Raw genomic sequence first — 16689 nt, forward strand, 5'->3', positions numbered from 1 at the left:
CGCGCAAGTCCCCGCTCCCCAATCCCCATTCCCCGCTCTCCACCCCCCATTCCCCGCTCCCCAATCCCCGCTCACTGCAAGGAAGCAGCCATGCGTACGAAGAAGCTTGTCGCCGTCGCCGCGACCGTCGCCGCCCTCGCCCTCACCTCCACCGCCTGCAACTCGGCCTCCGGGTCCTCCGGCTCCGGCACCAAGATCGGCATGTCGATCTCAACGCTCAACAACCCCTTCTTCGTGCAGCTGAAGGAGGGCGCCGAGGCGGAGGCCAAGGCCCAGAACGTGGACCTGACCGTCAGCGACGCGCAGAACGACGCCTCGCAGCAGGCCAACCAGTTGCAGAACTTCACCGGCCAGAGCATGAAGTCCATCATCATCAACCCGGTGGACTCGGACGCCGCCGCGCCGTCGGTGAAGGCCGCCGACAAGGCCGGCATACCGGTCGTCGCCGCCGACCGGACCGTCAACGGCGCCGAACTCGCCGCCACCGTCGCCTCCGACAACATCGAGGGCGGCCAGCTCGCCGCGAAGGCGCTGGCCGAGAAGCTGGGCGGCAAGGGCAAGGTCGTCATCCTGCAGGGCACCGCCGGTACGTCGGCCAGCCGCGAGCGCGGTCAGGGCTTCACCGAAGGGCTCAAGGCGTACCCGGGCATAAAGATCGCCGCCAAGCAGCCGGCGGACTTCGACCGCACCAAGGGCCTGGACGTCATGACGAACCTGCTGCAGTCCAACGGGGACGTGAACGGCGTCTTCGCCGAGAACGACGAGATGGCACTCGGCGCGATCAAGGCGCTGGGCAGCAAGGCCGGGAAGTCCGTCCAGGTGGTCGGCTTCGACGGTACGCCGGACGGGCTGAAGGCGATCACGGCGGGGACGCTGTACGCGTCGGTGGCGCAGCAGCCGAAGGAACTCGGCAAGATCGCCGTGCAGAACGCGGTGAAGGCCGCGAAGGGCGAGAAGGTGGAGAAGACGATCAAGGTCCCGGTGAAGGTCGTCACCGCCGCGAACGTCGCCGACTTCTCCTGACCACCATCCAGGGCCATTGAGGCCCATCCAGGGAAAGCAGGACAAGGATGCACGACTACGACCTGCTGGTCGTAGGGTCGGCCAACGCCGACCTGGTGATCGGCGTCGACCGCCGCCCCGAGGCCGGTGAGACGGTCCTCGGCTCCGACCTGGCCGTCCACCCGGGTGGCAAGGGCGCGAACCAGGCGGTCGCCGCCGCCCGCCTGGGGGCCCGTACGGCCCTGCTGGCCCGGGTCGGCGACGACGGCCACGGACGGCTGTTGCTGGAGTCCCAGCGCTCGGCCGGCGTCGACACCATCGGCGTCCTTGTCGGCGGCGCGCCCACCGGGGTTGCCCTGATCACGGTGGACCCGTCCGGCGACAACAGCATCGTGGTCTCGCCGGGCGCCAACGCCCGGCTGACCCCCGGGGACGTACGGGCGGCGGCCGGCCTCTTCGCGGCCTCCCGGGTGGTCTCGGCCCAGCTGGAGATCCCGCTGGAGACGGTCGCCGAGGTGGTACGGAACCTGGCTCCCGGAACCCGGTTCGTACTGAATCCCTCTCCGCCGGTGCCCCTTCCGGCGGAGATCCTTTCCGCCTGCGACCCGCTGGTCGTCAACGAGCACGAGGCGCGCGTCATCCTCGGCACCACCCATGATTCGGCGGAGGAATGGGCGAGTGCCCTGCTGGCCCTCGGTCCGCGATCGGTGGTGATCACCCTGGGCGCGGAGGGCGCCCTGGTCGCCTCCGGATCCGGGAGCGTCACAGTGCCGTCCGTCAAGGTCGCCGCCATCGACACCACGGGCGCGGGCGACGCCTTCACTGCGGCCCTGGCCTGGCGCCTCGGCCTCGGCGAGGACCTGCCGACGGCCGCGGCCTTCGCGGTCCGCGTGGGTGCGGCGACCGTCACCAAGGAGGGCGCGCAGACGTCCTTCCCGACCACTGAGGAGACCAGGGCCCTGTGAAGAAGGCCGGAATTCTGAACCGCCATCTGGCGGGCGCCCTCGCCGAACTGGGCCATGGCGACGGCGTACTGATCTGCGACGCCGGCATGCCGATCCCGGCTGGCCCGCGCGTCGTCGACCTCGCCTTCGTGGCCGGGGTGCCGTCCTTCGCGGAGGTGCTGGACGGCCTGCTGGCCGAGCTGGCGGTGGAGGGAGCGACGGCGGCGGCGGAGATCCGGGAGGCCAATCCGGAGGCGGCGCGACTGCTGGAGTCGTCGTTCCCCGGGCTGGTCCTGGTCTCTCACGAGGAACTGAAGACGCTCTCGGCGGGCGCCCGCCTGGTGGTCCGCAGCGGCGAGGCACGCCCGTACGCGAACGTGCTTCTGCGCTGCGGTGTCTTCTTCTGACCGTTCAATGCGTCGCTGAGCCGCGACGCGTCGGGACACCCTCGCGGTCACCTGGCGGTGATCGTCTACTCGCTGATGGTGCGTACGTATGCTTGGCGTCTGAACTGGTCCCCAACTGCGTCGGGTCCGGTGCGGAGGGAGAGCGCTGACGTGCCGGGGAGTGACGAGCAAGATGTCTTGGACCGAATACGGCAAGGCCTCATCTATACCGAGTCCGAGGCAGCGTTTCAGGCCTCGCGGCGACGAACCGATCTCATCTTCGAGTACAACCACACCCCGCCGAGCGACGCTGACACGCGGAGGTCGCTGCTTGTCGCGATCCTCGGGTCGGTCGGAGAGCGCACTGTGCTGCATTCGCCGTTCAGCGCCGGCTTCGGAAGCAACGTCCACATCGGCAATGACTTCTTCGGGAACGTCAACCTCGCATTCGTCGACGATGTCGATATCCGCATCGGGGATGATGTCATGATCGCCCCCAACGTGACGCTTACCACGACGGGGCACCCTGTCCACCCGGCGCGTCGCGTTGACTTCGCGCGGTTCTCGGAACCGATCTTCATCGAAGACAAGGTGTGGATCGGCAGCAACGTCGTCGTCCTGCCGGGGGTCCGTATCGGTTACGGATCGGTCATCGGCGCCGGCAGCGTTGTCAGCAGGGATATCCCGCCCATGGTGGTCGCGGTCGGGACGCCCTGCAGAGCACTCCGTCCCATCACAGATGACGATCTGACCACTCGAACATTCGCCGTCGACTAGAGCCTGTTCGCCGCTCTGGAGGTCGCAACGGGAAAATTGACCGTCTGGCACGGCCAGGTTGTCGACCGGACAGTCATGCGAGCGACGGCCACCGGTCGGCGGCCCACTCCAGCCAGCCCGACCACCCAGGAGGCGGACCGCCAACCTCCTGCCCATCGAGTTCCGCGGCGTCGGGCTCCTCGAACAACGTTCTCCAGTGCACGAGGTCCGCCTCGCTCATCGGGAAGGTCCGATCCGGGGTGGTCGACCGGCGATGGGCGATCCGAGCGCGTTGGGTCTCATGGTCCACCGGCACGTACACAAGGCGACAGGACGCACCCACAGACTCCACCAACCAGCGGATCGCGGACCTCTCGTCACGAGACCAGCAGCCGAAATCCAGGACGACGTTGGTTCCAAGCCTCAGTGCCTCCAGAGCCAGCGAGAGCAGCCGTCCTTCCAGGACATCGCGCTTCCCGTCCGCCTCCGGCTCGCCGAACAGCGGCATCATCCACTCATCCGGCGTCAGCCGCAGCGCGCTGTGCTCCTTGGCCAGCTGCCGGGCCCTCGTGGTCTTTCCGGCCCCCGGCAGGCCGACCGTCAGGAACAACGTCGTCACAGCTGGATCTTTCAGGGAAACCAGATGGGAGCCGGCGACCCCCGGCGGACTATTCACCCTGAGGACACCGCACGCAGCAGCCTGAGCTGGCCGATCTCAGCGACGTTCTTCATGAGTTCGGCATTCACCCAGCCGGCCATATGGGCAACGGTGTGCTCGGGGTCGTTCTGCCATGGAAATGGGGCGGTGACGTCCAGGTCAGCGTCGGTGAACCGGTCCAGCACCGTCAGCCAGTCCCCACGCAGGCCACGCAACCACTCGATGGCCGCCTTCCCCTCACCGGGCCAAGCGATCTCGGCTCTCTCACGAGGCGTCCGTCCCTGTGCGTGATCGATGGCCACGCTCCACCACCAGCCGATATGCCAGCTCACCCAGCCGATCGTCGGGACGGGAACGGGCTCGGGCTCAGTCTCCGCCCAGTCCGGCATCCACGTCCCTTCAGCATCCGGACGTACCGTCCAGCACAGGGGCGCAGGCTCCCACAGGAAGTCCTCGGGCTCCAGTCGCTCCAGGTGGTACTCGAACAGTGACCATGTCAGGTCAAACTGCCAGCGCAGCAAATCACATCGGGTTACGTGCATCGACTGACCTTCACACGTCGTCGCCCCGCTTGGACAACGATTAAGCCCCCGGACGAGGCCGCCGGCGCTGGAGCAACACCGCCGAACCCGGCACCGACCACGACGCCATGCGTACGGGCGATCAGTAGCCTTACCCCCATGGGACTGGACATCACTGTGATGACCGTTGACTGGTCATGGCTGGGGGAGGTGCCGCCCCGGGAGCGGCTGTCGCGGTTGAGGAATGCCTGGTACGCCGATGAGACGGGGCTGTGGGACCACGGCGCTCCGGTAGTCGAGGGCGACTGGGAGTGGCCGCGGGGGCCTGACAGCGCCTTCTTCGGCGTCTACGAGTTCCTGCGTACCTGCGGCTCGTTCAAAGCGCACTTCTGGGCCGGGCAGCGGTGGGAGTCCCTCCGCGACCATGCCGACCCGCTGGTGCGGACCGGGTTGGACACCTTGTTGCTCGGGCTGATCTGGGACGGGCCGGACGGTGAGGCGCAGCACACGGATCCGGGATTCTTCTACGACGACCCCGGAGTCTCGTACGGCCTGTTGGTCGCACGGTCGCCGGACAGCGTTCGCGAACTGGCCGCGACATGGGAGCGGGTACGGCCCCTGCTCGGCAGGTTGCGTGGGGCCTTCATCGAGCATGCCGCCGTTCCCGAGGCCTGGGTCGGTGACTTCGACGAGTTCACGGACCTGCTGGAGGACTGGGGCCGCGTCCTCACCGAAGCCGCCCGGCGGGGCTGGGGCATCGTGGGGTTGAGCGAATAGGGCACGACGGCCCGCTGCCCTGCCCGTGACCAGGTGTATCCGGTGGGCATGGTCGGGCGAAACCAGCTCTCGTCGAGGAAGTACAGGTCCCTCACACCCCGGTGTGCGTCCAGCGCCGCCGGCCCGGGCGGCCGGCTCCCGGGGAGGACAGCCACCTGATCTTCGTCACGGGCCACAAGGACGGCGCAGGACCACTTTCACGGTGACCACCCGACGGGAAGATCGAGGGGAAGTTGGACGAGCGCGGTGGTGCCGCTGTGTTCGTTCGGGAGCAACCGGACGCGGATGCCGTGCCGGACGCTCAGTCGGCCGACCACGAACAGGCCCATGCGCTGCGAGACCGCGGCGTCCACTGTCGGCGGGTCGGCCAGCTTGTGGTTGATGTCCGCGAAGTCCTCGGGGTTCAGGCCGATGCCCTTGTCGTGGATCTCGATCATGACCCGGCCGTCGGGCAGCCGGGTCGCGGTCACCCGGACCTTGGTCTGCGGCGAGGAGAACGCCGTGGCGTTCTCCAGCAGCTCCGCCAGCAGGTGCACGAGGTCGGTCACGGCCCGGCCGCGGATCTCCGTCTCCGGGACGCCGGACAGCTCGATGCGCTCGTACGACTCCACCTCGGACGACGCGGCGCGCAGGACGTCGACCAGCGGTACCGGCTGGTTCCAGCGGCGGCCGGGCTCCTCACCGGCGAGGGCGAGGAGGTTCTCGCCGTTGCGGCGCATACGGGTCGCCAGGTGGTCCAGCTTGAAGAGGTTCGCCAGCTGGTCCGGGTCGGCCTCGTTGTTCTCCAGGTTGGCGAGCAGGGTCAGCTGGCGCTCGATGAGCCCCTGGGTGCGGCGCGAGAGGGTGGTGAGCGTCTTACGGAGCATGGCATGCTCGGTGGCGAGCCAGACGGCGTGGCGGTGGACCTGGTCGAAGGCGCGGGCCACCTGGCCGATTTCGTCGCTGGTGTTGATGGGGATCGGCTGGACGCGGGTGTCGACGTCTGGCAGGCCGGTCCGCCACAGCTGCGCGATCAGTTCGGGCAACTGTTCCTCGGCGACTGCCAGCGTCGCGTCCCGTAACTGGCGCAGTGCCGCCGGCCTCCTCATCACCGAGGGCCGGATCTTTGTCACCTTGGTAGTGGCTTCCTTGATGATTTCTATGGCCTTCGCCTCGGCCTCTTCGAGCTGGGCGGCGACATCCCGGTCGGCGGCCAAGCGCACTTGCTCCGCTTCTCTGTGGACGCGCTCGAGATCCGCGCGGCGCTGCTCGGCGACGTCCGCCGCCTTGGCCATGCGCAGACGTTCTTCGCGGGCCTGCCGCTTCAGTTCTTCACGCGCGGCCAGCTCATGCGCGGCGGCGAGCTCCGCTTCAAGTTCCGCACAGCAACTCTGCGCGGCGTCGCGTTCTCGCACCGCTTCTTCCAGGGCCGCCTCCAGATCCTCGATCGTCTTGCGCAGTTGCTCGTACTGCTCTTCGAAGTCGGCCTTCTGCCGGCGGTGCAGTTCCAGCTCCACTCCGAGGCGCTGCCGGTCGCGTGCGCTGGCTGCCTCGATCTGCTGAATGCACCCCTCAAGTTCACGCATCCGGCGTTTCTGGTCGGAAACACTGATCCGAAGATCGTGAATCTGCAGCTCGGCCTGCTCCCTCTGCAAGATCGCGTCCTCCAGGCGGTCGCTGGCCATCTGCTCGCGGTACCTCGCGGGTTGCTTGGCCAGCAGCGCCTCTCGGTGCCGCTGGTAGACATGTCCCTGCAGTTCGGCGGTGACCTCCAGCCCATGGATCTTGCAGGCAGACTTCATCAGGACATCAAGGAACTGCTTCTGGGGAATGCGCTCACCCGCGAGGTAGCGGGAGATCGAAGCCGTGCTGAGGTGGTGGTAAGCGGCGAACTGGTGCGCCGACCTCCCCGTGGCCTGGAACAGGCCCCGCATCGTGAGAGCCAGATCGCGAACTTCAGGCGAGAGTTTGGGCGACAGGGGTTTGAAGCCCTTGAGGTCTTCTGCGTCGCCGAAGGGCATTTCCCCACCGCCGGCCCCGTGCTTCCCCACTGTTCCTCCTGCATTTTCGTATCGTTCGATGACAAAGGTTCCCACTCGCTGAGACAGCCGCCCGTCTCCTGGCGGTCTCCGAGGTCAGTCGACGAGAGTGTTGAAGAACGGAACGGTGAAACCGAAGGCCGTCACACCGGACAGGACTGCTTCGGCAGGGCCTACTCCGGCAAAGGTGGTCAGGATGCCTGCCCCGATGCCGCACAGGACGGCGAGCAGGAGAATCAGGGCCGACCGCGTGGTCAGCAGCGTACGGTTCACAGCAATCCCCTTGGATACGGTGGCGTATGACCGCCGGGGTCGTCGTCCTTGCCCCGCTGTACGGGGGTTCCAGCCTCAAAGGTGGTGAGGGTGTTGCGGAACGGGAACAGCGGCCGTTTCCACAGATGGGAACAGTCTCGGTGGTGCGGGTCTGTGTTCCGGCCGTTTTCCGGCTGGGCCCGTGCCCGTTCGCGATGTTCGCCGAGCCAGTGACCGCGAGCATCGCGATCTCGTTTTCCGACCGCGGCCGTGATGTTCGCCTTGTTGGCGTGCGGGTCGGTGCGGAGGAACTGTGACGCCGGGTCGAGAGTCCGGCGAGCATCGTCTCCACGGTCCGCTCCTTGAGCAGGTCCTCGGATGCGAACAGCTCCCAGGTGCGGAGCTTCGCCTCCTCGCCCGTGGTCGTCCGGGCCCTGGGCCGACGGGCCTTGACCTTGCGCCCCCCGGAGCACCACCTTGGCCTGCCGGGCGCCGTGGCGCTTCGCGCCTCGCTCCGGGTCGTGCTTGTCCTTCGGGCCGCAGAGGTGGATCAGCTCCTCCTCGATCAGCTCGCCCATGACCCGAAGGCGGCGTTCGGGACTACCTCCTGGCCGGGGCGGTCACCTTGATGCAAGATCCGGGCCAACTCGCCCTGCGGACGGCCGATCAGCGGATGACCTGAACGTCGGCGACAACGTCTTTCACCTCAACCACAACATCGCGCCCAGCGGGCGCTGAAAGCGATGAATTTGGCTGCGGATCGCAGTCTCAGCACTGTAACCAACCGATTGGAGTGGAGATGGGCAAGCTGAATCAGGTGGCCGACGGCGTCTGGGTCCGGCAGAGCGAGTGGGTCTGGGCCAATTCCATCGCGGTGCGCGGGGAGGATGGGTTGATCCTGATCGATCCCGGCATCGATGGCTCCGAGTTGAACCAACTCGCCGATGACGTGGACCGGCTCGGCATTCCGGTGGTCGGCGGGTTCTCCACCCATCCCCACTGGGACCACCTGCTCTGGCATCCCCGGTTCGGCGACGTGCCGCGCTACGCCACCCCCGCCGCCGCCCACGTTGCCAGTCAAGCCCGAGAGCGGGCGCAGGCGATGGCGGCGGAGAGCGCGTCCGGCATCCCTCTCGACCTGGTCGCGCTAGTCACCCCGCTGCCCGCGGACGGCGGACCGGTGCCGGGCGAGATCATCGAGCATCAGGCGCACGCTGTCGGCCACGCCGCGGTCCTCCTCGCGGACCGTGGCGTCCTGCTCGCCGGCGACATGCTCTCCGACGTCCTGATCCCGCTCTTCGACTTTCGCCAAGACGATCAGGTGGGAGCCTACGAAGCCGCGCTCGACCGGCTGGGTGAGGCCGCCGGGCACGTCGATGTGGTGGTCCCCGGCCACGGCGCCGTGGCCGAAGGTCCCGAGGTGGCGGCCCGCCTCGCCGCCGATCATGCCTACATCGACGCGCTCCGGCGAGGAGAGGAACCGGTCGACGCGCGTCTGGGGCCGCATGCGGACTGGCTCTCCGGCCCTCACCGGTCGAACCTGGAGCAGGCCCGAGGGCGGTAGGGCCCGGGGGCTCCTGGCGGGTCTGCCGGATCGACACCCTGTGGGCGTCCCGGCTCCTCCTAGCCCGGATCTTGAGAAAGCCATCAACTGTGAGTCGACGGAGCGCTCACGGGGAAAACGATGACTGTGTGCTCGTCGAAGGCCGCGCAAACGGACCCGTCTTTGGCCCTGACGGCCAGCCGCAGGGCCAAAGACGGGCAGGCTTCGCGGGTGGCTCCCGGGCGCCGAGGTTTGCGAGCCGGGACTCGCGCGGTGACAACTGCGCCAGTCCCGGCAACCGATCTGGAGACCGGTGGTCCCAAGACAAGCCGCCACCCGGAGCCACTTCACAACGCCTGATCTTCACAAAACACCCGCGAACTGGGGCCAGTTGGAGTCGCCTTGGTGGGGCCGCTGAACGCCGCCCCAGCCACTACCGTCTGCTGCCGGCCTGACGGCCCGGCCTCACTTCAGGTGCCGGGCGAAGAACCGGGTCCCGTCCTCCATCTCGGACCGCGGGACGCCGGTGTGCCCGCCGAGGTTGGCGTGCAGGGACTTCTCCTTGGAGCCGAAGGCGTCGAACAGGTCGAGGGCCGCCTGCCGGTCGTTCCCTTCGTCGTCCCACTGCAACAGGACCCGCAGCGGAATGGTGACTTGGCGGGCCTCCTCAAAGATGGCGGCGGGGACGAAACTCCCGGCGAAGAAGCCGGCAACCGCGATGCGCGGCTCGACCACCGCAAGGCGGATGCCGATGGAGATCACTCCCCCCTCGAACCCGACCGGGCCGCCGATCTCCGGCAGCGAAAGGAGCGCGTCCAGGGCGGCCTGCCATTCCGGGACCGCCTTTTCGACCAGCGGGAGGACGAGGGCGTCGACGATCTCGTCGCCTACCGGCTCGCCGGCCTCCATCGCCCGGCGCAGGTCGGCGCGGGCCTGCTCGGCGGCGGCCCAACGGGGCCGGTCACCGCTCCCGGGGAGCTCGATGGTGGCCGCGGCCCAGCCGTACTCCGCCGCGTAGTACCGGGCCCGCCCCGCCAGCCGGGGGTACATCTTGCGCAGTCCGAGGGGAGGGTGGCCGATCAGGATCAGCGGCGCCGGTGCGGATGCGGATGCGGGCGTCCACAGGATGCCGGGAATCTCGCCGAGGGTGAATTCGCGCTCGAGGACGCCGTCGTCGAGGTGCTGTTCAGAAGTGAATTGCATGGTCGTGCCTTTCGGGAGTGCTCATGTACGGCGCTCCCGGACGACCTATCGCCCGACCGTGACCCCGGAGGAGAGCACCCATGTCGATACGTTCACGGGTACCACCTCCTGGTTCTCTCGCACGGCCTCCGGAAAAGTAGCAGTGGTCGCCGTGGTCTGCCAACGGGTTTCGCGGAGGCTCCGTGGCCGGATGCCACGGAGCCCTTCGCCTAAGGGCCAAGGCCGTGCAGTTAAGGGCTTCGGGCCTGTGACGTGATCGCAGCGTGGCGAAATCGCCCACTACGCAGAGCTACTTGGGGTCTCATCGCAGCCTCCACGGCCCGTGACGACCGCGACTTCAGCGGCCGAGGACTTGAGCACGGAGAACTTCACCTTTCAGGAGTCTGCTGGTCGCACGACGCACCGACGAGGACGCCCGATCGAGTGGAACGACGCAGAAGGGCGGGCGTCATCGCGAACATGTCCGCTACGTTGAGAGCCAGGTCAGTGGTCATTGAGCAGCACTCCTGGCCGGAAAACGTCAGGAAACAGATCCGTGGACCTGGCCGTTTGCCGTGCTCTGTGACGAGCGGTCACCCGTCGACTGGACTGTCTCGGCGGACGTGCTGTGCAGGATCGGGGAGCCCGCTCTCCTCCCGCTGGCAGAGGCAGCCGCGTCGGCGGACTCACCGGAAGTGGCAAGGAGGGTCGGGTGGGCACCGGTACGACCGAAAGCGGCCGATCCGGGGGTGTACGGGCCGCTGCTGAAGCCCCCGAACCCGAGGCCCGGCAGAGAGCGGTCTGGGCCTTCACGGCGATCGGTACCGGAACCGTTTCCGAGTTGCAGCGACTGCGGCAACAGTCCACAACCGCTCCGTGTGCGGCCTCAGGGACGGACCCAAACCCCTCCATGTCCGAGAATGGACCTGCCAGGCTGCGGGGCCGTCCACGACCGCGACGACAACGCGGCACACAACACCCTGGCTGCGGGACGGGCGGACAGGCTGAACGCCTCGCAGAGCGCAGGTAGGACCAGGGCGATCAAAGCATCCGTACCTCGGCCTCGGGGAGTTTTCCCCACCAGTGGTGGTAGCGGCTGTAGACCACGGCCTCGCGGTCGCTGAGGAGGGTCATCAGGGACTGGGCCTCCGCGGCGAGTCCGTCCCAGGTGGCGGGTGACAGAGGGTGGAAGGCCGTGGCCTCGATGCCGCCGTCCACCGGGCGCCACACACCGGCGACATGGCCGTCCACCAGCAGGGTGGGCAGTACGTCGCCGTTGCGCCGGATCACCAGAGGGCGGTAGGCCGGGGGTATTACCCGGCTGCGGTCGGCGTAGGCCAGCAGAATGCTGTCCCACATGGCCATGAGCCGGGGAGGGGCGGGGGTTTCGGCGGGCGGCCGGGAGGCGCCCGGGAGGTCGAACAGCGTGCCGCCGTCCGGGCCTTGGAGCTGCTCGACGGTGCCGTCCAGAGTACGGAGCGCCGCGCGGACGGGTGCCCGCTGCACCATGGCGAACTGCGCCACGTCCGCGACCGACGCGGGCCCGAACCCCGCCAGATAGCGCAGGATCAGGGTCCGCAGCGCCTGAGGCTCCACCGCCCGGTCCGCGGGCACGGGCCCGGTTCCGGCTGCGACGAAGGACGGCCGGAGGCCGAAGGACCATGGCGCGTCCGTCGGGGCGTGGAGCAGCGGCGCGTACGCCTTCAGCCCCCACCACGCCGCGTCCTTCTTCTCGGCGCCGAGCCGCTCCTCGGCCCACGCCTGCATCTGTGCCGAGGTCCGCGGCCGACGGGCGAAGGCCAGCAGCTCCGGCACCAGCTCGTCGGCGTCCGCGGGGGTCAGCCCCGCGAGGGCGAAGCGGGCGCCGAGCCGGGAGGCGTACAGCGTGGGCTGCATCGCCGCGCGGAAGACCGGGTAGTCCTCGGCGTGCACGGCGTGCAGGGTGATCCGCATCAGGGTCGCCTTGACCACCGAACGTCCGGTGAAGGCGACGTCGAGCTCGGCCGGAGCGAAACCGGTGAGCCGGTTCCACAGGGCGAGGTACGGCGAGGCCGGGTGCTGTGCCTGGAGCGCGACCACGCGCCGTACTCCGTCGGGGACGGTCAGCGGCTCGCGGTCCAGCAGCAGCTGGCGGCTGAGGGTGGCTCGGTTGAGTTCGGGCGCGGTGATCATCACAGCCCAGGATTCTGCCCTGTCCCGCACCCGTCAGCCTCCGTCAACCCCGACCTCGGCATCCTGCTGCGCGACTACACCGACCACACCGACTTCACCGATGACATCGACGGCACCCGGATCATCTACTTCGTCACCGCGCTGCGCACCGTCGTTATCTCCGGTTGCGGCGCGTTCTCTGCAGGTCGGGTTGACCTGGCAGCGTAAGGGACGTTAGGCATGTAACCGGTGTCGCTTGAGCAGGACAACTGTCATCGGCCGACTTGGCGGACTCCCGTGCAGGCCAGGACGACGCTGGCATCCTCGGCGAGGAAGAGCATGAAGGCCCAGGTTCTGTCTGGCGTGAAGATGCAGCCGATTCGCAACGGCGCCGTGCCGTACTGGGTGAGGATGCCGAGGGTGGCTGACAGGGCGAGTGTCTCGGTGCCCCGTTTCCTTGCGCGCCGGTGGCGAGCCGCGTAGATGTTGGCAAGTTGCTGACCGGGGACGTTGCCGTCCCAGATGACGAAGTCGCCTCCGCCGAGAAGTGCTGCCTTCGCTGGTTCGCAGGCTGTGGTCTGTCCGTTGAGCATCTCGGCCAGGTCTGCCCGGTTCATCTGCCCCTCCCTGCCCTTGGTGTCGGAGCTGCACTCAGTCGTTGTAGTGGAGCCTCTGGCGGGTCCAGAGAGTGAGGTCGCTGCTGGTGGCGACGGCCAGGGTGAGGCCGGAGGGCGAGAATCCGGCGGTGCGGAGTTCTGAGAGTGCGGGATGTGGCGTTCTGCCGGTCTTGTCATCGCTCGATGGTGTGACGTTGGGGCATCGCTGCCGGTCAGGAGTTCGGGGTTCGCTTGGGTTGTGGCATGAGCATGTTCAAGCCGTACCCGAGTGATCTCACAGATGAGCAGTGGGAGCTCGTCGAACCCGTGATCACGGCATGGAAGGCCCGGCATCCGTCAGTCAGCGGGCATCAGGGGAAGTACGCGATGCGGGAGATCGTGAACGCGATCCTCTACCAGAACCGCACGGGTTGTCAGTGGGAGTTCCTGCCCCATGACATGCCCCCGCCCGGAGCGGTGAAGTACTACTTCTACCTCTGGCGCGACGAGGGCACCGACCAGGACGTTCACGATCTGCTGCGCTGGCAGTTGCGGGAGAAGCGGAAGCGATTAGCCGACCCGAGCCTGGTGGTCCTGGACACGCAGAGCATCCACGCCTCCGTCGGAGTCCCGGCCACGACGACGGGCCGGGATGCCGCGAAAAGGGTGCCGGGCAGGAAGAGATGCCTGGCCGTGGACGTGTTGGGCCTCGTCATTGACTGCGTCGTCCTGCCCGCCTCCGCGCACGAGAACACCGCCGGCATCGCCCTGCTGGACGGTGTCGCCGTGCAGTGCGACACGGTGAAAAAGGCCCTGGTCGACCAGGGCTTCAAGAAGAAGGTCGTCGAGCACGGCAAGAAGGTGGGCATCGACGTCGAGATTGTCGAGCGCAACCCGGACGACAAGGGCTTCGTTCCGAAGGCCAAGCGGTGGATCGTGGAGCAGACGAACGGGATCCTGATGTTCTACCGCCGTCTCGTACGCGACTACGAACACCGGCCCGCCTCCTCCCGCTCCCGCGTTCTGTGGGCGATGACTTCCGTCATGAGCCGCCGCCTCACCGGCCGCACCATCGCCTCATGGAGGACCGCATGAGCGAGAACCCACAGGTCAAAGCCATCCTGGAACACATCGAGACCCGCGAGCGCGAACTGGCCGACCAAGCCGGGCAGTTCCGGGCCCGCATCGAAGAACTCACCCGGCAACTCGGCGAACTCGACGCGGAGAGCGAGAACCTGCGCATCACCCGCAAGACCCTCCTCACTCTCCCACTGCCCTCACCCGCCACCGGACCGGACCGCCCCGACATCCCGGACCACCCCGCCTACCAGCAGATCCTCACCGCCCTGGCCGACGCCGGCCGGCCGATGCGCGCCCGCGACCTCTGTCAGGCCCTCGACCTGCCGATCCTCCCGAAGAACACCGAAGGCATCCGCTCCAAACTGAAACGCCTGGTCAGCCGGGGCATCCTCATCGAACCCGAACCCGGCTTGTTTGCCCGCCCCGACGCATGAGGGCCACCCCCCATCCGCGACCAGCGGTCCTTCCCCAACCTCAACCACGAAACGGACAAGAGCTTACGTTCCGCACTCTCATAAGCGGTCGTGCTCGCAAACGGGGCGGGATCGCCTGCTCGGTCCACCACATGGAGGCGCATCGTGCACGGCCTCACGCTTCCGTTTCATCGTGACTAATGGTGACGTCGGGTACTGGAACTGTCCGAATGCTTCTGTGATCAGAGTGGGGTGAGGACCATGAGGACCTCGTCGCGGGTGTCGTCGGGTGCGAGCCGGAGGGCTTCGGGCCAGCGACCGATCTCACGCCATCCGAGCCGTCCGTAGAATTTCTCCAACCCCTCGCCTCCCCTGGCGGCGAGATGCAGCTGTTCCAGCCCCAGCTCATCTCGGGCGATCTTCCGGAGCTTGTGGGCGAGGGCGACGCCGATGCCTCGTCCACGCCAGTTGGGATGGGTCTGGAGACGGTGAACGGTGCCCCAGTGTCCGACGAGCCGGTTGGGGTCACGGTTGAGGATGACCCATCCGGCGAGGATGCCGTCGGTCTTGGCGATGAGGAGTCGGCTCCGCTGTGGGTTGAGACGGCCGAGGAGCTTGTCTGCGACAGGCGCGACGTTGTCCTCACCGACAGGTGGGAACGGGAATCCGGCGGCGCCGCCCGTGTTGGTGACTGCGATCCAGCAGTCGATCAGCTCTTGTCGGAGTTCGGGGGCGATGTCGTGCGGATTGGTGATTTGGACGAGGCCGAGGATGTTTTCGTGCGGCATGAGAAGGAGCGTGTCAGAAGGGTCTGACACGCTCGCTGTGATCAAGACTCTTTGGTTCGTCGGCTGACTTCGGCGGCGTAGGTGGCCCAGTCGCCCGCGGAGGGACGTTGCCAGGCGACGGCGACGTCGGTGTGGATGCCCAGGGTGCGGGCGAGGATCGCGGCCGGGATCTCGGTGGCGAGTTGGAAGAGCGCGGTGCTGCGGGCCTGGTTGCGTCGTCTCCTGCGTGGAGGCCTGAACCGCACCGGCCGCCACCCGGCGCGACATCAGCCCGCACTACCTGCCACAGGCAACCTGATCACCCCGCGGACTGGGCCATCGCACCGAGGTCCTGCCAACGGCGTCACTCCAGCTCGAACTTGCCAGGCATGGGGTTCACCAGGTTCCCTCTGCCGTCTTGTGTGTGACGGCCTCCTCCCGCTCAGCGGACAGTTCATCGACTGGGTCTGTCGTTTGGTCGTGCGGTCCTTCCGACCGCCTCGGCTCCCCAGCTTCCCGCTCCGGGCGTTGGCTCGGAGCGGGAAGTCGGGGAGCCGCTCGGCGCCTTGTCAGGGCCGGACGTAGGGCCGAGTCATGATTTCCATGTTGTGGCCGCCCGGGTCGTCGAAATACGCGCCGCGACCGCCGAAGAGGCGGTTGATCTGGCCGGGCTCGGTGTGGCTGGGGTCGGCGTAGTAGGTGACCCCGACCGCCTTCAGGCGGGCGATCATGGCGTCGAAGTGCTCGTCGGGCACCAGGAACGCGTAGTGCTGCGGCTGGATCGGCTCGTCACGCTTCTCGTAGTAGTCGAGTGTCACGCCGTTGCCCAAGTCGACGGGCAAGAACGGCCCGAAGGGTGCGCCGACCTTCAGACCCAGGATTGCGGCGATGAACTCGGCCGACAGGTGCCGGTCCGTAGCGTAGACGGCAGTGTGGTTCAGCTGGACGGCGATCGTCGGCAGCTCAGCGTCGTGATGGCGCTGCTCATCATGTGGCATGTGTGGACGTGTCTCCGAGTCTTGGATCCGCTGTGGGAGCGCCGCGTGTGGGCGCTGGGAGGAAAGACAGGGAGAAGTGGGCGGGGCTCTTGCCCGCCTCGCGCTCACGCCAAGGCCGGGGGCCTCACTCGTGTATGGCCTATGGCCGACCCGGCAGTCACCTGACCGACCCTAATGCCCCACCGTGCGCCGCGGCAACGCTTGGCTCCTACTGGCGGGGCCGGAGGGCTGCCGGCTTGGTCCACCAGGCGTTGAGGCGGTGGAAGTTCATCGCGGTGGCCGTGAACTGATGCTGGAGCCGGGCCTTGGCCAGGCCGCGATATCGGCAACGCCGCAGCCCGAAGGCTCGGACTCCTTGGGAAATGGTGCCTTCGACGCCGGCCCGAAGGGTGTACTGCTCTCTCCACTCCTGGGTGTCTTCCCGGGCTCGGGCCTGCTGGATCGCCTCCGCAGCGCTCATGTGGTGAGCCTCGCCGATGGTCTCCCAGCTGATACCGCGGATGCGCTCGGCAATGACCGTGCTCGTGAGGCCCCTTCGGGTTCGACGGCCGCGAACGGTTCATCAGCACACTGATCTGGGCCGCACTGGTGGGCGCAGGAGAGTGGTGCGACGGAGGAGGAGCTGCATGAGATTGTCGCCGCCGC

17 protein-coding genes and 4 pseudogenes are annotated in these 16689 nt (G+C 67.7%); 10 read left to right on the top strand and 11 right to left on the bottom strand.

The features are described 5' to 3' along the window. Positions 1 to 117: 117 nt before the first annotated feature. From ACIHCQ_RS35145 to ACIHCQ_RS35160, 4 genes and pseudogenes are all read left to right on the top strand, one after another. Positions 118 to 1023 (top strand): annotated as a pseudogene (locus ACIHCQ_RS35145) (D-ribose ABC transporter substrate-binding protein); the annotation flags it as partial. Positions 1024 to 1070: 47 nt separating this feature from the next. Continuing rightward, complete coding sequence (locus tag ACIHCQ_RS35150) at positions 1071 to 1967, top strand: ribokinase (RefSeq protein WP_399671923.1); 897 nt, start codon at positions 1071 to 1073, stop codon at positions 1965 to 1967. Then, positions 1964 to 2353 carry a D-ribose pyranase gene (gene rbsD, locus ACIHCQ_RS35155; protein ID WP_399671926.1) on the top strand — a complete coding sequence of 130 codons (390 nt, stop codon included), beginning with the start codon at positions 1964 to 1966 and terminating at the stop codon, positions 2351 to 2353. Before ACIHCQ_RS35150 ends, rbsD begins: the two co-directional genes overlap by 4 nt. Positions 2354 to 2503: 150 nt before the next feature. After that, the gene (locus tag ACIHCQ_RS35160; protein WP_399671929.1) at positions 2504 to 3109 is read left to right on the top strand and encodes a sugar O-acetyltransferase; all 606 of its coding nucleotides are present in this window, start codon (positions 2504 to 2506) and stop codon (positions 3107 to 3109) included. A gap of 73 nt (positions 3110 to 3182) precedes the next feature. On the opposite strand, the gene ACIHCQ_RS35165 is transcribed toward ACIHCQ_RS35160, so the two are convergent. After that, a complete protein-coding gene (locus ACIHCQ_RS35165) occupies positions 3183 to 3707 on the bottom strand; it encodes an AAA family ATPase (RefSeq protein WP_399671932.1) in 525 nt (174 codons plus the stop codon). A 53-nt stretch (positions 3708 to 3760) separates the two neighbouring features. Continuing rightward, positions 3761 to 4288 carry a DinB family protein gene (locus tag ACIHCQ_RS35170; RefSeq protein ID WP_399671935.1) on the bottom strand — a complete coding sequence of 176 codons (528 nt, stop codon included), beginning with the start codon at positions 4286 to 4288 and terminating at the stop codon, positions 3761 to 3763. Between the two features lie 138 nt (positions 4289 to 4426). On the opposite strand from ACIHCQ_RS35170, the gene ACIHCQ_RS35175 reads away from it, so the two are divergent. Beyond that, positions 4427 to 5044, top strand: a complete 618-nt coding sequence (locus ACIHCQ_RS35175; protein ID WP_399671938.1) for a hypothetical protein — start codon at positions 4427 to 4429, stop codon at positions 5042 to 5044. A 227-nt stretch (positions 5045 to 5271) separates the two neighbouring features. Here the strand turns inward: ACIHCQ_RS35175 and ACIHCQ_RS35180 are convergent. Together ACIHCQ_RS35180 and ACIHCQ_RS35185 are read right to left on the bottom strand one after the other, a co-directional pair. After that, a pseudogene (locus ACIHCQ_RS35180) lies at positions 5272 to 6117 on the bottom strand (ATP-binding protein); the annotation flags it as partial. Between the two features lie 1041 nt (positions 6118 to 7158). Beyond that, complete coding sequence (locus ACIHCQ_RS35185; RefSeq protein WP_399671940.1) at positions 7159 to 7335, bottom strand: hypothetical protein; 177 nt, start codon at positions 7333 to 7335, stop codon at positions 7159 to 7161. A gap of 26 nt (positions 7336 to 7361) precedes the next feature. On the opposite strand from ACIHCQ_RS35185, the gene ACIHCQ_RS35190 reads away from it, so the two are divergent. Then, positions 7362 to 7631 carry a hypothetical protein gene (locus tag ACIHCQ_RS35190; RefSeq protein WP_399671943.1) on the top strand — a complete coding sequence of 90 codons (270 nt, stop codon included), beginning with the start codon at positions 7362 to 7364 and terminating at the stop codon, positions 7629 to 7631. A 482-nt stretch (positions 7632 to 8113) separates the two neighbouring features. After that, complete coding sequence (locus ACIHCQ_RS35195) at positions 8114 to 8878, top strand: MBL fold metallo-hydrolase (protein WP_399671945.1); 765 nt, start codon at positions 8114 to 8116, stop codon at positions 8876 to 8878. Positions 8879 to 9322: 444 nt separating this feature from the next. On the opposite strand, the gene ACIHCQ_RS35200 is transcribed toward ACIHCQ_RS35195, so the two are convergent. Then, positions 9323 to 10060, bottom strand: coding sequence for an alpha/beta hydrolase (locus ACIHCQ_RS35200; protein ID WP_399671947.1), 738 nt, complete (start codon positions 10058 to 10060; stop codon positions 9323 to 9325). Positions 10061 to 10912: 852 nt separating this feature from the next. On the opposite strand from ACIHCQ_RS35200, the pseudogene ACIHCQ_RS35205 reads away from it, so the two are divergent. After that, a pseudogene (locus tag ACIHCQ_RS35205) lies at positions 10913 to 11163 on the top strand (zinc ribbon domain-containing protein); the annotation flags it as partial. On the opposite strand, the gene ACIHCQ_RS35210 reads toward ACIHCQ_RS35205, so the two are convergent. Further along, positions 11081 to 12211, bottom strand: coding sequence for a winged helix DNA-binding domain-containing protein (locus tag ACIHCQ_RS35210; RefSeq protein ID WP_399671948.1), 1131 nt, complete (start codon positions 12209 to 12211; stop codon positions 11081 to 11083). The pseudogene ACIHCQ_RS35205 and the gene ACIHCQ_RS35210 sit on opposite strands and share 83 nt — an antisense overlap. Before the next feature lie 251 nt (positions 12212 to 12462). Then, positions 12463 to 12807, bottom strand: a complete 345-nt coding sequence (locus ACIHCQ_RS35215; RefSeq protein ID WP_399671950.1) for a hypothetical protein — start codon at positions 12805 to 12807, stop codon at positions 12463 to 12465. Between the two features lie 243 nt (positions 12808 to 13050). Between ACIHCQ_RS35215 and ACIHCQ_RS35220 the strand changes: the two genes are divergently transcribed. Both ACIHCQ_RS35220 and ACIHCQ_RS35225 read left to right on the top strand, forming a co-directional pair. After that, complete coding sequence (locus ACIHCQ_RS35220; RefSeq protein WP_399671952.1) at positions 13051 to 13881, top strand: IS5 family transposase; 831 nt, start codon at positions 13051 to 13053, stop codon at positions 13879 to 13881. Next, entirely contained in the window at positions 13878 to 14300 is a 423-nt protein-coding gene (locus ACIHCQ_RS35225) for a hypothetical protein (RefSeq protein ID WP_331760168.1), read from the top strand. Before ACIHCQ_RS35220 ends, ACIHCQ_RS35225 begins: the two co-directional genes overlap by 4 nt. 221 nt (positions 14301 to 14521) lie before the next feature. Here ACIHCQ_RS35225 and ACIHCQ_RS35230 read toward each other — a convergent pair whose 3' ends face one another. From ACIHCQ_RS35230 to ACIHCQ_RS35245, 4 genes and pseudogenes are all read right to left on the bottom strand, one after another. Continuing rightward, positions 14522 to 15067 carry a GNAT family N-acetyltransferase gene (locus ACIHCQ_RS35230; protein ID WP_399671954.1) on the bottom strand — a complete coding sequence of 182 codons (546 nt, stop codon included), beginning with the start codon at positions 15065 to 15067 and terminating at the stop codon, positions 14522 to 14524. Positions 15068 to 15108: 41 nt separating this feature from the next. Beyond that, entirely contained in the window at positions 15109 to 15312 is a 204-nt protein-coding gene (locus ACIHCQ_RS35235) for a hypothetical protein (protein WP_399671956.1), read from the bottom strand. A gap of 303 nt (positions 15313 to 15615) precedes the next feature. Next, a complete protein-coding gene (locus ACIHCQ_RS35240) occupies positions 15616 to 16044 on the bottom strand; it encodes a VOC family protein (protein ID WP_399671958.1) in 429 nt (142 codons plus the stop codon). 241 nt (positions 16045 to 16285) lie between these two features. Continuing rightward, positions 16286 to 16558, bottom strand: a pseudogene (locus ACIHCQ_RS35245) (transposase); the annotation flags it as partial. Positions 16559 to 16689 lie beyond the last annotated feature (131 nt).

The sequence above is a fragment of the Streptomyces sp. NPDC052236 genome (assembly GCF_044548015.1).
GTDB lineage: Bacteria > Actinomycetota > Actinomycetes > Streptomycetales > Streptomycetaceae > Streptomyces.